This window comes from Streptomyces sp. NPDC046261 (assembly GCF_040646235.1).
Taxonomy (GTDB): Bacteria; Actinomycetota; Actinomycetes; order Streptomycetales; family Streptomycetaceae; genus Streptomyces.
Window position 1 is genome coordinate 146,541 of sequence record NZ_JBEYZU010000002.1, and the last position, 14,016, is coordinate 160,556.

The following is a 14,016-nucleotide window of genomic DNA, read 5'->3' on the forward strand; positions in this document are numbered from 1 at the left end:
TGCTCGCAGGCGGGGCCGATCCTTGTCAGCCTGATATTCAGATTCCGGCGTTCACAGAGGACGCCGGAGTTCCCCCCAACGTTGTACGGAAGGACGGTTCCCCGTGGAAGAGGCAGCGGAGCTCCCCCCGGCGCCCGCGGCGGCGCGGGCGGTATTCGGTGACCGCTTTCCGGAGGCCGTCCGCTACGCGGAACTGCTCGCCGACGCGGGTGTGAAGCGTGGCCTGATCGGCCCCCGTGAGGTGCCCCGCCTGTGGGAGCGCCACCTGCTGAACTGTGCGGTGCTCTCCGAGGCCGTGCCGGACGGCGTCTCGGTGTGCGATGTGGGCTCGGGCGCGGGGCTGCCCGGCATCCCGCTGGCCCTCGTCCGCCCTGACCTGCAGATCACCCTGCTCGAGCCGCTGCTGCGTCGCACGACCTTCCTGCAGGAGGTCGTGGAGCTGCTGGGCCTGGACCATGTCACGGTGGTCCGCGGCCGGGCCGAGGAGATGCTGGGCAAGGTCGAGCCGGTGCACGTGGTCACCGCCCGGGCCGTCGCTCCGCTGGACCGGCTGGCCGGCTGGGGCGTGCCGCTGCTGCGTCCCTACGGCGAGATGCTGGCGCTCAAGGGTGACACGGCGGAGGAGGAGCTCCAGGGCGCCCGTGCCGCACTGAGCAAGCTCGGGGTCGTGCGGACCTCGGTGTTGCACGTCGGCGAGGGCGTGGTGGAGCCGATGTCCACCGTGGTCCGGGTCGAGGTCGGGGAGAGCCCCGGCGGAGTGCGGTTCGCTGCCAAGCGGGCCAAGGCCGCCAGGGCCGACCGCTCGCGTCGTCGCCGCTGACGCCGGACGTGGACGCATGAGCATCCGGGGTCGTCCCTCGGATGCGATGCTCCATACAAGCTGGCAAAACTACCCATAACGGAGTGTCGCGGCTCGGTAGCGCGGCGTGCCATGCATCGTGTTTCACGTGAAACATCGCTCCCTGCTGCATGGAATCATCGGCCGCAGTCGTGCGGCCTCCGCGCCGCGTGACCGTCGACCGGTCGAGGACGTGGGCTCATCCACAGGCTCACGGGATTCATCCACAGGAGAACGGGCCTCGCTGGTTCACGACCCCGAAAGCATGGCAGGCTCTGTTCATTGCGAGCCTGATGTCGAGGAGAGTGAATCCTTGCGGTCCGACGCCAACATCGCGGGGCCGATGACCGACCCGGTCCCCGGCCCCCGCCCCGCCGACTCCGAACCAGCGCCTGCTCCTGGTCCCGTCCCCGCGGCCCTGGCTGTTTCACGTGAAACGCCCCCCATGCCGATGCCGAGGCCGGAACAGACCCGGGTGATGGTGGTCGCCAACCAGAAGGGCGGGGTCGGGAAGACCACGACCACCGTGAACCTGGCCGCCTCCCTGGCGCTGCACGGCAATCGGGTGCTCGTCATCGACCTCGATCCGCAGGGCAATGCCTCGACGGCTCTGGGCATCGACCACCACGCCGACGTGCCGTCCATCTACGACGTCCTCGTGGACAGCAAGAAGCTCTCCGACGTGGTGCAGCCGGTGACGGACGTCGAGGGGCTCTTCTGTGCCCCTGCCACCATCGACCTGGCGGGCGCGGAGATCGAGCTGGTCTCGCTCGTGGCCCGGGAAAGCCGGCTGGACCGGGCGATCAAGGCCTACGAGCAGCCGCTGGACTACATCCTCATCGACTGCCCGCCCTCGCTCGGTCTGCTGACGGTCAATGCGCTGGTCGCCGGTGCCGAGGTGCTGATCCCCATTCAGTGCGAGTACTACGCGCTGGAAGGGCTGGGCCAGCTGCTGCGCAATGTCGAGCTGGTGCGGGGCCATCTGAACCCCAAGCTCCATGTGTCGACGATTCTGCTGACGATGTACGACGGCCGTACCCGGCTCGCCTCGCAGGTCGCCGATGAAGTGCGCACGCACTTCGGCCAGGAGGTGCTGCGGACCAGCATTCCGCGTTCGGTCCGTATCTCCGAGGCGCCCAGCTATGGGCAGACAGTTCTTACCTATGACCCGGGTTCCAGCGGTGCGCTGTCCTATCTGGAGGCCGCCCGGGAGATCGCGCTGCGGGGGATCGGCGTGCACTACGACGGCAGCAGGGCCCACACGGTGGGCCGCCAGCAACAGCAAGACCAGCACAGTATGTCGGAGGGGCTTCAGTGAGTGAGCGACGTAGAGGACTGGGCCGGGGGCTCGGTGCGCTGATTCCGCCGGCACCGAAAGGCGCGGAGAAGAGTGGACCGGCCGTAGGGCCCGGCGCTACGTCCCCGACCGCGGTGCCGGTGCTGACGGCGGAGCGGGGGGCGGCCGGCGCGCCGACGGTCACGCTGACGGTGGATGAGGCCCTGTCCCGTGATCCGCACGTGGGCGGCTCCGAGGCGTATGGCGCCGTTTCACGTGAAACGGAGACCTCGCGGCAGATGGCAGCCGACGCAACGGCCGGGCAGGAGGTGGCGGGTGCGCACTTCGCCGAGCTGCCGCTGGACTCCATCACGCCCAACCCGCGGCAGCCGCGTGAGGTCTTCGACGAGGACGCTCTCGCCGAACTGGTCACCTCCATCCGCGAGGTCGGCCTGCTCCAGCCCGTGGTGGTGCGTCAGCTGGCGCCGGAGCGCTATGAGCTCATCATGGGCGAGCGCCGCTGGCGCGCCTGCCGGGAAGCCGGACTGGAGAGGATTCCCTCCATCATCCGGGCAACGGATGACGAGAAGCTTCTGCTGGACGCGCTCCTGGAGAACCTGCACCGGGCTCAGCTGAACCCGCTGGAAGAGGCGGCCGCTTACGACCAGCTGCTCAAGGACTTCAACTGCACGCACGACGAGCTGGCAGACCGCATCGGGCGTTCGCGCCCCCAGGTCTCCAACACCCTGCGTCTGCTGAAGCTGTCACCGGCCGTCCAGCGACGGGTGGCGGCCGGAGTGCTCTCCGCCGGCCACGCCCGGGCCCTGCTCTCCGTCGATGATTCAGAGGAGCAGGACCGGCTCGCCCATCGCATCGTGGCCGAGGGGCTGTCGGTGCGTGCGGTGGAAGAGATCGTGACCCTGATGGGTTCGCGCCCGAAGAACGCGGGGAAGGGCAAGGGCCCCCGGGCCGGCGCCCGCGTCGCCCCCGCGCTCACCGATCTGGCCTCTCGGCTGTCGGACCGCTTCGAGACCCGGGTGAAGGTGGACCTCGGGCAGAAGAAGGGAAAGATCGTCGTCGAGTTCGCCTCGATGGATGACCTGGAGCGGATTCTGAGCACGCTGGCCCCCGGCGAGGGACGGGTGCTGGAGCAGAAGCTCTCCGACGGCGACGGCACGGACTAGGCACCTTTCGGCGCTCGCCTGAGGGCGGGTCGTGTTTCACGTGGAACCTCGCGTGGACACAACCCGCCCTTTGCCTCGTCCGGCTATCCGCTCAATCGACCTCCGGATACGATGCGTTGGGTATGGCACATCCACGTTGGACACAGTTCACGGAGGGGCGGGGCCATGCGAACGGTGAGCCGGACCGGACTGGTGGCAGCGGGTCTGAGCCTGGGAGCGGTCGGCGGATTCGTCGGCAGCCTTCTCAAGGAGTTCAGTGCGCTGAGCGCCGCCCGGAGCGTGGCACGCGACGGAAGTGAGGAACTGGCTGCATGGGGCGTCGGCTCGTACCGCTCACGCTGGACAACCTCCCGGACCTTCCCAAGCGCTGCCGCGCCTGCGTCTTCTGGGAGCTCGATCCCGTCAGCGGCGAAGCCGCACTGAGAGCCGGCCGCCCGGAGCTGGAGAAGGAGGCATGGATCTCCGCGGTGCTCCTGGAGTGGGGCTCCTGTGGCCGCGTGGTCTATGTCGACGATGTGCCGGTGGGATTTGTGCTCTACGCTCCCCCCGCCTATGTGCCACGCTCCACCGCGTTCCCCACCAGTCCGGTGGCCGCGGACGCCGTGCAGCTGATGACCGCCTGGCTGATGCCGGCCTACCAAGGACAGGGGCTCGGCCGGGTGATGGTGCAGACCGTCGCCAAGGATGTGCTCCGGCGGGGCTTCAAGGCGATCGAGGCGTTCGGGGACTCGCGCTGGAAAGAGCCGGCCTGTGTGCTGCCTGCTGATCACCTTCTGGCCGTCGGCTTCAAGACGGTACGGCCGCACCCGCGCTATCCACGGCTGCGCCTGGAGCTGCGGACGGCGCTCTCCTGGAAAGAGGACGTCGAGCTGGCCCTCGACCGGCTGCTGGGAGCGGTCCAGAAGGAGCCCGCACTCCGGCCGCTCTAGCGCGTCCTGCCCGCCACGGCTGTCTTCTCCGGCCGCTTCAGGAAAGCGAACAGGCCCGCCCCTGGGAGAAGGGCGGGCCTGTTTCACGTGAAACAGCGCCTGCTGACGCAGGCCGGCTGTGACGCGCTTACTTGGCGTGGATGAAGTCGGCCAGCTCGCGCTCGAGGGCGGCCTTGGGCTTGGCGCCGACGATGGTCTGGACGACCTCGCCACCCTTGTAGACGTTGAGCGTCGGAATCGACATGACGCCGTACTTGGCGGCAGTGGTCGGGTTCTGGTCGATGTTCAGCTTGACGATCTCGATCTTGTCGCCGTACTCGGCGGAGATCGCCTCGAGCGAAGGAGCGATCTGGCGGCACGGACCGCACCACTCGGCCCAGAAGTCCACCAGGACGGGCTTGTCGCTCTTGAGGACGTCCTCGTCGAAGGACGCGTCGGTCACGGTCTTGAGAGCCACTGAGGTCTCCTTGAATCTGTTCTGCGTGGGGAGGGGTGGGGGTGGGTCAGGGGGTCTTCTCGGGCTCCCGGACGCCCTCGCCGTCGGAGAGCGCGGCGAGGTAGCGCTCGGCGTCGAGTGCGGCGGAGCAACCCGTGCCGGCGGCGGTGATCGCCTGGCGGTAGGTGTGGTCGACGACGTCACCGGCGGCGAACACACCGGTGAGGTTGGTGCGGGTCGAGGGGGCTTCGACCTTCAGGTAACCCTCGTCGTCCAGCTCCAGCTGGCCCTTGAAGAGCTCGGTGCGCGGGTCGTGGCCGATGGCGATGAACAGGCCGGTCACGGGCAGCTCGGAAGACTCGCCGGTCTTCAGGTTGCGCAGGGTCAGCCCGGAGAGCTTGTTCTCACCGTGGATCTCGGCGACCTCGCTGTCCCAGATGAAGGAGATCTTGGGGTCGGCGAAGGCCCGCTCCTGCATCGCCTTGCTGGCGCGCAGGGTGTCACGGCGGTGCACGACGGTGACGGACTTCGCGAAGCGCGAGAGGAAGGTGGCCTCCTCCATCGCGGTGTCGCCACCGCCGATGACGGCGATGTCCTGGTCCTTGAAGAAGAACCCGTCACAGGTGGCACACCAGGAGACGCCGCGGCCGGAGAGCTCGTCCTCACGGGGCAGGCCCAGCTTGCGGTGCTGCGAGCCGGTGGTGACGATCACGGCCTTGGCACGGTGGACGGTGCCCGCGGAGTCCGTGACCGTCTTGATCTCGTCGCTCAGGTCGACGGCGACCACGTCGTCCGGGATCAGCTCGGCGCCGAAGCGCTCGGCCTGGGCGCGCATGTTGTCCATCAGGTCCGGGCCCATGATGCCCTCACGGAACCCGGGGAAGTTCTCCACGTCGGTGGTGTTCATCAGCGCACCACCGGCGGTGACGGCGCCCTCGAAGACCAGCGGCTTCAGGGAGGCACGGGCGGTGTAGAGCGCGGCCGTATAGCCCGCGGGCCCGGAGCCGATGATGATCACGTTGCGGACGTCGCTCACGGGTGTCTTCCTTGTCTCTGACGACAGCTGTCTGGGTCCTTGCTGGGTCTCACCCCACCCAACGGATCCTACGGGGCGAGCATTCCCGAGCGGGACGACAGCACGTGCGCGAGGGGGATCAGTCGCGCGGAAACGTCTCGTTCAGCAGCACCTTTCCCGGCGCCGGGGGCGAGGCGGTGGCACAGGCGGCCGAGACCATATAGGCGTCGACGAGGGTGACGTCGGAGGGGTGCGGCAGGACGACGAGATAGGCGTCCTCGCCCTTGTACGTCTCCTGGTGCGTGGCCAGCACCGGCTCGCTCCGGCCGATGCCGTCCTGCACACAGGCCGGGGCGGTGGTTCCGGGGGCGCGCAGCGTCGTCTCCGGCGAGCTCTGCGAGCTCATACCCCGTGACTCGGCGGCCTTGGAGGTCCCCCGCAGGAGTTCCTGTACGTGGGTCTTGATGTCGTCGTAGGCGAGGACGGAGGGCGACGACTGCTGCCGGCTCGGCTCCGGGGACCCCGCCTTGGGGGCGTCGTCCTTACCGGATTGCAGGAAGAAGCTGCCCACGCCGATGACGGCGGCGGCACAGGCGGTGCCGAGCAGCGCCTGGGGCCAGCGGCGGCCGCGGCGAGCGCGCGGTCCTGAAGGCTTGGGGGACTGCCGGCCGGGTCCGGTGGTGGCGCGGGGGCGACCCGTGGGGCGATCGACGGTTTCACGTGAAACACGGGCCGTCGCCGCCTTCTGGGGCGCTGCCTCCTCCCGAGCCGCCGTTTCACGTGAAACAGCGACTTCCGGTGAAACACCGGCGACCGTTTCGGGCGCGGTCGCATCCAGCAGTGCCTCCGCCGCGAGCGCGGCGTCGATACGGCCGGCGACGTCCGCCGGCATCCGGAGCGGGCCGGGCAGCGTGCCGAGCAGCCCACGGATCTCGTCCAGCGAGCTCCGGACGTCTTCGCACAGGTCGCAGTCCGCGAGGTGCTCGCGGACATCCGCGGTCCGCGCAGGGGAGAGGACACCTTCGGTGAGTGCGGAGATCTCCGCGACCTCCGGGTGCCCCTCCGTGCCGGTCATCGAAGTCACGCTCGCCCACCTCCGCCCTTCACTGGATCTGCGTCGTTCGGTCCTGCCGGTGGTGGGACGGACGTCCCCTGCGACCGGTTCCTTTCCCTGTCAAGAGGGGGGCTACCCCTGCGATCCGGGCGCAGATGGGTGAGCAACGGCAGCAGCCGTGCCCGTCCCCGGGCGCATCTGCTCTTGACCGTGCCGGTCGGCACGTCCAGCACCGCGGCCGCTTCGGCGACCGGATAGCCCTGCATGTCGACGAGCACGAGCGCGGCCCGCTGGTCCGGCGGCAGCTTGGCCAGGGCCCGGATCAGCTCACGGTGCAGATCGCCGCGCTCGGCGGGCGCGTCGGCGGCCTCGTGGGGTTCGAGGAGCTGCTCGAGTCGCTCGGTCTCGGCGAGCGGCGCGGTGCGGCGCGAGGCCGCCTTGCGGGCGCGGTCCAGACAGGCGTTGACCGTGATGCGGTGCAGCCAGGTGGTGACGGCGGACTGGCCGCGAAAGGTGTGGGCGGCCCGGTAGGCGGAGACCAGTGCGTCCTGGACGGCGTCCGCGGCCTCCTCCCGGTCCCCGAGGGTGCGCAGCGCCACCGCCCAGAGCCGGTCGCGGTGGCGCCGCACTATCTCGCCGAAGGCATCGGGGTCGCCCTTGACGTGCAGGGCGATGAGCTCGGCGTCGCTTGTGCCGCCACGTGTGACGTCGTCCAACGCCCACCCCTCCCCCTGAGCGACGCGACCTTGCGGTCAGCCGGTGAACTTCACTTCGCTGATGGCCTGCTTGTATCCGGCATTGCTGAAAGTCTCGGAGTCGTACGGAGACGAGGGCATCGCGGTGATCCACACCAGGACGTACCGGGTCTCCGCGGCTTCCTTCAAGGAGAACTTCGCGGTCGTGGAGGACGTCTGGTTCGTCGACAGCTTCTTCAACGTCTTCAGCGGTGCCGTCGGCGACAGCGAGTCGACGGCGTAGAGCGAGAGGGTGGTGTGGTTGCCCCCGTAGCGCAGGTCCACGGTGGCGCCGCCGACCTTCTGCGCCGACCCGAGGTCGTAGACGATCCCGACCCCTTGCTTGAACGGCCGGAGAGTCGGTCCGTCCTGGAAGGACCGTGAGCGCCAGACGGACTTGGGATCACCGTCGTAGGTGTTGTCCACCTTGTCGCTCTGCTGGAACTTGCCGTCGGGCGCGTACTCCTTGGCGTCGCTGATCCGGATCGGCTTGTTGCCGATGTCCCTGGGAGAGTCGTCCCCGGAGGACTGGGACCGCGGTGTGTCCTTCTCGCCGTCCTTGAGAAGGGTGTCGGCGAGCTGCCAGCTGCCCAGCCCCAGCGCCGCGATGAGAAGGGCCGAGACACTCCACTTGAGGGCGCGGCCGGTGCGGCTCTGGAGCGGGGGCGGCGGCGGAACGGGCAGTGGGTGCACCGGTCCCCCGTTGTGGGGGACCGACGGGCGCGAGTAGGCCGGCGGGGCGCTGTAGGCCGACTCCGGGGGCCGGATGCGCGGCATGGCGGCGACCGCCTTGGCCAGCTCCTCCGGCGTGGTGCAGGGCTTCTCCTGGCGCGACGCGGTGGCCCCGTCGTTGACGAGGGCGCGCATGGCGAGCTCGGAGAGGCCCCGGTGCACACCTGCCCGGACCTGGTCGGGGGCGATGAGGCCGACGCCCTTGGGCAGGCCCGACAGGCCGTGGGCGTTGCTCTCGTACGGCCAGCGTTGGGTCAGTGCCGCGTACAGGAGCGCGCCGATGGCCTCGGTGTCGGTCCGCTGGGGGTGCTCGGAGGTGATGCCGCGCAGGGCGGCCATGACGGCGAGGCCGCGGATGCGGTACTGGCCGGTGCCGGTGCGCAGGACGGAGCCCGGGTTGAGCCGCAGGTGCGCCAGGCCCTCGCGGTGGGCGGCGGCCATCGCCTGGGAGACCTGGTTGACCAGCTGATAGGCCTCGTGGGGCTCGAGCGGGCCGGAGGCGAGGACGGGTGTCAGCTCGGTGGCGTCCGGCAGCCACTCGTGGACGACGTAGACGAGGTCGTTCTCCTCGACGGCGTCGAGGACCTGGACGAAGCGCGGGTCGCCGAGGAGGGCGGCGGAACGGGCGGCGGCGAGCACCGGGCGGGCCCGGGGGTGGTCGGCGGGCAGCAGGTGGACGCCGACGGCGCGGCGCAGCTTCTCGTCGACGGCACGCCAGCTGCTGAATCCCTCCAGACGGGTGACGCACTCCTCCAGGCGGTACCTTCTGGCGAGCTTGTGGCCGCTGTGCAACTCCGGCGATTGTGCGTCGCGCGCGGGGCTCCCGCTCTCCGCGCGCTCGGACTTCTTGTGCGTGCTGACCTGTTTGTCGGCCGCCGCCCCGTCGGTCGTGGCCTTGCCCGCCGCGGCGGTCAGTGGCTGCTCGCCGCTGTTGTCGGCCACGTCGACGGCAGCCGTGCTCCGTTCCGCCACCGTCGTTCCTGCCTCCCCATCCGTTGCACGCCGTCCACAGCCAAGACAATTGTGCCCACAGTCCGGCGCTATGCACGACACGCGGCGGCGGGCGATGGTTGTGCTCCGGTCAGCGACCGAGCCGGCCGCGAACCATACCGACCATGGCGGTCAATTCCTCGATCCGCATCCGCTTCGCGGCGATGTAGAAGACGGCGATCAGGATCAGTCCTCCACCGGCCAGGGCCGCGAGCGAACCGATGATGCCGTTGCCCAGAACCTGAACGATTCCGTAAGCGGCGGCTCCGCTGACGACGGCGGCGGGGATGCACGCGCCGACGAGGCGGGCGTAGGTGCGGATGACGTGCGAGCCGTCCAGGTCGCCGCCCAGGCGGGCGCGGAGCCGGCGCCAGGCGACGCCGACGCCGACGGCGTAGCCCAGGCCGTAGGAGGCCGCCATGCCGGCCACGGCCCAGCGCGAGGGCAGGACGAGGTAGCTGACGAAGGAGGCCGCCGCGTTGACGGCGGCGACGATGACCGTGTTGTAGAAGGGCGTGCGGGTGTCCTCGTAGGCGTAGAAGCCCCGGAGGATGACGTACTGCGCGGAGTACGGGATCAGGCCGAGGCCGAACGCCATCAGGATGAAACCGATGTTGGTGGCACCGGCGGTGTCGCCGCCGGCCGAGAACATCAGCGTGGACATGGGGACGCCGAGCGCCAGGAAGGCGAACGCGCAGGGCACGATCGCCACGGCCGAGGTGCGCAGGCCGTGGGAGAGGTCGTCGCGGACGGCGGGGACGTCTCCGTCGTGCGCGGCGCGGGAGATCCGCGGCAGGACGGCGGTCATCACGGAGACGGTGATGATGGCCTGCGGCATCTGCCACAGCTGCAGCGCGAAGTTGTAGGCGGTGATGCCGGTGCCCGAGTGGCCGGCCTTGTCGGCCAGCGCGCCCGCCTTGGTGGCGAGCTGGGTGACGACGACCATGCCGAGCTGGTTGGCGAGGACGAAGAAGAACGTCCACTTGGCGAGCCCCGCGGCCTTGCCGAGGCCCTGGCCGCGCCAGTCGAAGCGGGGCCTGATCCGGAAGCCCGCGTCACGCAGGTAGGGGACCATGGCCAGCGCCTGGACCGCGAGACCCAGCAGGGTGCCGAGGCCGAGCAGCCGCACGCCTTCCGGCGTGATGGTCGCGGAGCTGACGTCGCTGTCCGAGAACGGGCCGAAGGCCCAGATGAAGGCGCCGAAGGTGGCGATGATGATGATGTTGTTGAGGACCGGGGTCCACATCATCGCGCCGAACTTGCCCCGCGCGTTGAGGATCTGGCCCAGGACCACGTGCACGCCCATGAAGAACATCGTGGGGATGCAGTAGCGGGCGAACGCCACCGCGACGTCCATCCTGGCGGGATCGTCGGCGATGGTCGGCGACATGATCTGGATGAAGACCGGTGCGGCCAGTACGCACACGGTGGTGACGCCGGCGAGCAGCACCACCACGAGGGTCAGGAGCCTGTTGGCGTAGGCCTCGCCGCCGTCCTCGTCGTTCTTCATCGCGCGCACGAGCTGCGGGATGAAGACGGCGTTCAGGGCGCCGCCGCCGACCAGGATGTAGATCATGGTCGGCAGGGTGTTGGCGACCTGGTAGCCGTCGGCGAGGGTGGTGACGCCGATCGCCGCCGCCATGATCAGGTTGCGGCCGAAGCCCAGGAGGCGGGAGACCATGGTGCCCGCGGCCATCACCGCGCTCGACTTCAGCAGGCTCGCGGCCTTGCCACCGCTCTTCGCCGTGGCGGCCGGGGCCACCGGCGGCTCCTGCTCCGGAGTGGGCTCCGCCGCGGGGGGCTGTGCGGGCGGCGGGACGAACTGTCCGGGGGCCTGCGGCGGGAACTGCTGACCGGCCGGGCGCTGGGGCTCGTACGGGCGCTGCGGCTCGTACGGCTGCTGCTGGTCGCGGTAGAGGTGCGCGAAGGCGTCCCGCTGGGGCTGCTGCCCGCCCGACGGCGCCGGAGCGCCGCCCATGACGTCGTTCACGCCGATGAGCTGGGTGGCGTCCTCATCCCCGTACGGGCGCGGGAAGGTGTCGGGCTGGTGCGGTGTCCGGGGGTACTGCGGGGTCTGGGCCTGCGGTGCCTGGGGCTGCTGGGGCGGGGCCCACATCCGCGGGTCGGAGGCGAGCGGAGGCACGGGGGGCTGCTGGTAGGAGCCGGGCGGCGGCTGCGGCACGGTCCGGTCGTACAGCGCGTCGTTCACCGGGTCCTGGGCGGACGCGTCGTGCGCGGCGTAGGGATCCGACGCGTAGGCGTCCCGGAGGTAGGGGTCCCGGGCGTACGGGCCCTGGTGCGCCGCGCCGGGGGCAGGCGGGTTCGCCGGGTGCTGACCCCGCTGCTCACCGCCCGCGCCCTGACCGCGGTCACCGTCGTACGGCGCGCTCATCGCTACCCCACCTCATCGTCCGCGGCCTGCCGGCCCCACAACACGTCAACGTTTCACTTTCTCACCTGAGGCGGACGGGTCACCGTTTCGCGCTCCGGATTCCGCGGCCGGATCACCCGGCTGCTCGGGTCGGCCGTCGTCCGGCCCACCGTCGTCGCCCGCGTCTCCCCCGTCCCCGTCGTCAGGACCGCCACCTGCGGCTTTACGGGCAGCTGCCCGCTTGCGCTGGATGTAGATACGCAGCCCCGCGAGGACCAGGAGGAGGACACCACCGGCGATGACCAGGAGCACCATAGGGGTGATGGAGGTGACATGCACAGTGAAGGTCATCGGCTCGCCGTAGGGCTGGCCGTCGTCGGCGTACAACCGGGCGGTGACCTGCACCGGACCGTTGGCGTTGGCACGCGTCTCGAACTTCACCGACTGCTGGCGTCCGCCCGCCACCTCGACGGGCTGTGAGGCGTCGATCTTCAGTCGGTTCGGCTGGCTGGAGGTGAGGACGAGCCGCAGGCCCTGTACGCCCTGCAGCAGGCCGTTCTGCACGGTCACCGGGATCGTCGCGCTGCGGCCGGAGAGGGTCGCGTCGGACTTGTTGATCAGGTGCACCTGGCGGGTGAGCTGGTCCAGGTAGGACTGCACGGCGTCCCGGAATTCCGCCGCCCCCCTGGGGTTGCCGCGCCACGACGTCGACATCTCGCGCATGATCGCGCTGCCGAAGGGGGTCACGACGCGGTCCTGGGCGGTCAGGATGACCTTGAAGCTGTCGAGGGTGCTCTGGGTGCGCTGGATCGCCTCGAACGCCTCGGTGGACAGCTCCTGCGAGCGCAGCGAGTCCGGGTACGAGCCGTTGCCGGGCACCTGCTGATTGGCGGACGGGTCGGGCTGCGCCTTGGCCGCGTCGCCCAGGTCGAGGGGCTGCGTCCAGCGACCGTCCAGGCCCTTGAGCGCGGTCGCCATCGCCTGTGCCTGGCTCGAGGTGGGCATGCGCTGCGGGGCGACGACGATGCTGCGCTCCTTCTCCGGAGCCTGCTTGTTCACCATGAGGCTCTGGGCGAGGAAGCGCTGCACGGCGAGCGAGGAGTCGTTGCCCCTGATCATCTCGCCCTGGAAGGCGGTGGAGAGCCGGGCGTCCGCCACGACGGCCGTGTTGCCGCCGCCGATCTGCCGGGCCGCCGTGGGGGCGTAGGGGGCGGCGCCGGGCTCGCCGAGGCTGTCGCTGCGGGCGATGACGTTGTGGGCGCCCGCCGAGGTGGCCACGTCCACGATGGAGGAGTCGACGGCACCGTCCACGGGCCAGGCGAAGTCCGTGCGCGGCTTCACACCGAGGATCGTGTCCACGGTGGTCGCGGCGAGCTCCGTGGCGGACTGGAGGTGGCTGAGGGCACCGGAGACGTCCTTGCCCCGGTGCGCCAGGGAGGCGAGGTCCGGGTCGCCGAAGGGCAGCGCCACCACCTGGCGGTTCGTGACGGCTTCCTGGAGCTGGTTGAGCCACTGCTTGGCGACCGCCTGGCCCCGGCCGGGGGTGTTCTGGTCGTTCGGCCCGGCGACCTGGTAGCGCTTGGTCATCGCCTCGACCGTGGCGAGGAGGTCCGGGTCGATCACCCAGGTGATCGGCAGCCCCTTGCCCAGCGCCACGAGCTGCTGCAGCCGGCCGCCCGGAGCCAGCTCCGCCGCCAGGTCGTCGTTGGGGAAGACCGGCGTCTGCTGCTGGTCGGACTCGGTGCGGGCAGTCAGGTGCGTGGCGGAGATCAGCGGCCACAGGAAGGTCAGCTGCGTCTTCTTGCCGTCGGTCCCGGACGGCTGCCAGGGCAGCAGCGTCCGCTGGATGCCCAGCACCTGCTCGTACGGATGGCCGGCGGTCTGGCCGGAGAGGGTGATGCCGAGCTGGTAGACGCCGTCCTTGCCGAGGGCGAGGTCCTTGGCCGGCACGGTGAGCGTGAAGTCGCGGCTGACGCCGGGGGCCAGCGGCTCGAGCTTCTGCGCGTGGTTGCCGCCCACTTCCGAGCCGTCGGTGCCCGGTGAGAAGGGTGCCCGGTCGGCGAGATCGTCTATGTCGCTGCGCGTGCTGATCTGCGGGCCCACCCGCAGCCCCACATGGGCGCCGGTGATCGTCGACTTTCCGCCGTTGGTGACCGTGCCCGAGATGGTGAGCGTGTCGTCCTGCTTGGGGGCGACGGGCGTCACCGTGTCGACAGAGACACCGATGGTGCGGTTGCCGGGGGAGTCCGCGTGCGCGGCGGGGGCGGCCGGCAGCTGCACCAGGCCCACGAACAGCAGCACTCCGGCCAGCAGCACCGCGGTGTGCCGGAACCACCGGCAGGCAGGAGCGGATCTCGTCCCCTGGAACTCTGCCGCCTCGGCCACGCGCTCGCCCGTCCCTCGTCGTCGTCAGTGGTCGTCGGATGGTGCGTCCACGAATGGTAACGAGGCCCGCTG

At 70.2% G+C, this 14,016-nt stretch carries 11 protein-coding genes; 4 read left to right on the top strand and 7 right to left on the bottom strand.

All coding sequences use genetic code 11. The annotated features are described in order from the left end of the window. Nucleotides 1-103: 103 nt before the first annotated feature. The 4 genes from rsmG (at nt 104) to ABZ956_RS04975 (ending at nt 4,227) form a co-directional block, all read left to right on the top strand. A complete protein-coding gene (rsmG, locus tag ABZ956_RS04960; RefSeq protein ID WP_361887070.1) occupies nt 104-820 on the top strand; it encodes a 16S rRNA (guanine(527)-N(7))-methyltransferase RsmG in 717 nt (238 codons plus the stop codon). Between the two features lie 283 nt (nt 821-1,103). Next, nucleotides 1,104-2,156, top strand: coding sequence for a ParA family protein (locus ABZ956_RS04965; protein WP_361887073.1), 1,053 nt, complete (start codon nt 1,104-1,106; stop codon nt 2,154-2,156). After that, nucleotides 2,153-3,298: a ParB/RepB/Spo0J family partition protein gene (locus ABZ956_RS04970; protein ID WP_361887075.1), complete on the top strand. Its 1,146-nt coding sequence runs from the start codon at nt 2,153-2,155 to the stop codon at nt 3,296-3,298. The genes ABZ956_RS04965 and ABZ956_RS04970 overlap by 4 nt, the downstream gene beginning before the upstream one ends. 311 nt (nt 3,299-3,609) lie before the next feature. Then, a complete protein-coding gene (locus tag ABZ956_RS04975) occupies nt 3,610-4,227 on the top strand; it encodes a GNAT family N-acetyltransferase (protein ID WP_361887078.1) in 618 nt (205 codons plus the stop codon). Between the two features lie 127 nt (nt 4,228-4,354). On the opposite strand, the gene trxA is transcribed toward ABZ956_RS04975, so the two are convergent. The 7 genes from trxA to ABZ956_RS05010 form a co-directional block, all read right to left on the bottom strand. Beyond that, nucleotides 4,355-4,684, bottom strand: coding sequence for a thioredoxin (gene trxA, locus ABZ956_RS04980; protein ID WP_361887081.1), 330 nt, complete (start codon nt 4,682-4,684; stop codon nt 4,355-4,357). A 46-nt stretch (nt 4,685-4,730) separates the two neighbouring features. After that, the gene (gene trxB, locus ABZ956_RS04985) at nt 4,731-5,699 is read right to left on the bottom strand and encodes a thioredoxin-disulfide reductase (RefSeq protein ID WP_361887084.1); all 969 of its coding nucleotides are present in this window, start codon (nt 5,697-5,699) and stop codon (nt 4,731-4,733) included. Nucleotides 5,700-5,817: 118 nt separating this feature from the next. Next, a complete protein-coding gene (locus ABZ956_RS04990) occupies nt 5,818-6,753 on the bottom strand; it encodes a zf-HC2 domain-containing protein (RefSeq protein ID WP_361888016.1) in 936 nt (311 codons plus the stop codon). 5 nt (nt 6,754-6,758) lie between these two features. Further along, nucleotides 6,759-7,448: an RNA polymerase sigma factor SigM gene (gene sigM, locus ABZ956_RS04995; RefSeq protein WP_361887087.1), complete on the bottom strand. Its 690-nt coding sequence runs from the start codon at nt 7,446-7,448 to the stop codon at nt 6,759-6,761. Between the two features lie 36 nt (nt 7,449-7,484). Next, on the bottom strand, nt 7,485-9,170 hold the full coding sequence (locus ABZ956_RS05000; protein ID WP_361887090.1) for a protein kinase family protein: 1,686 nt from the start codon (nt 9,168-9,170) through the stop codon (nt 7,485-7,487). A 109-nt stretch (nt 9,171-9,279) separates the two neighbouring features. Next, entirely contained in the window at nt 9,280-11,580 is a 2,301-nt protein-coding gene (gene murJ / locus ABZ956_RS05005; RefSeq protein WP_361887092.1) for a murein biosynthesis integral membrane protein MurJ, read from the bottom strand. A gap of 45 nt (nt 11,581-11,625) precedes the next feature. Then, nucleotides 11,626-13,944 carry a DUF6049 family protein gene (locus tag ABZ956_RS05010; protein ID WP_361887095.1) on the bottom strand — a complete coding sequence of 773 codons (2,319 nt, stop codon included), beginning with the start codon at nt 13,942-13,944 and terminating at the stop codon, nt 11,626-11,628. Nucleotides 13,945-14,016: the final 72 nt, after the last annotated feature.

Coding starts and splice junctions, on each gene's coding strand:
- ABZ956_RS04965 (WP_361887073.1), top strand. CDS start 1,104: ATGGCAGGCTCTGTTCATTGCGAGCCTGATGTCGAGGAGAGTGAATCC.
- ABZ956_RS04975 (WP_361887078.1), top strand. CDS start 3,610: ATGGGGCGTCGGCTCGTACCGCTCACGCTGGACAACCTCCCGGACCTT.
- ABZ956_RS04990 (WP_361888016.1), bottom strand. CDS start 6,753: ATGACCGGCACGGAGGGGCACCCGGAGGTCGCGGAGATCTCCGCACTC.
- murJ (WP_361887092.1), bottom strand. CDS start 11,580: ATGAGCGCGCCGTACGACGGTGACCGCGGTCAGGGCGCGGGCGGTGAG.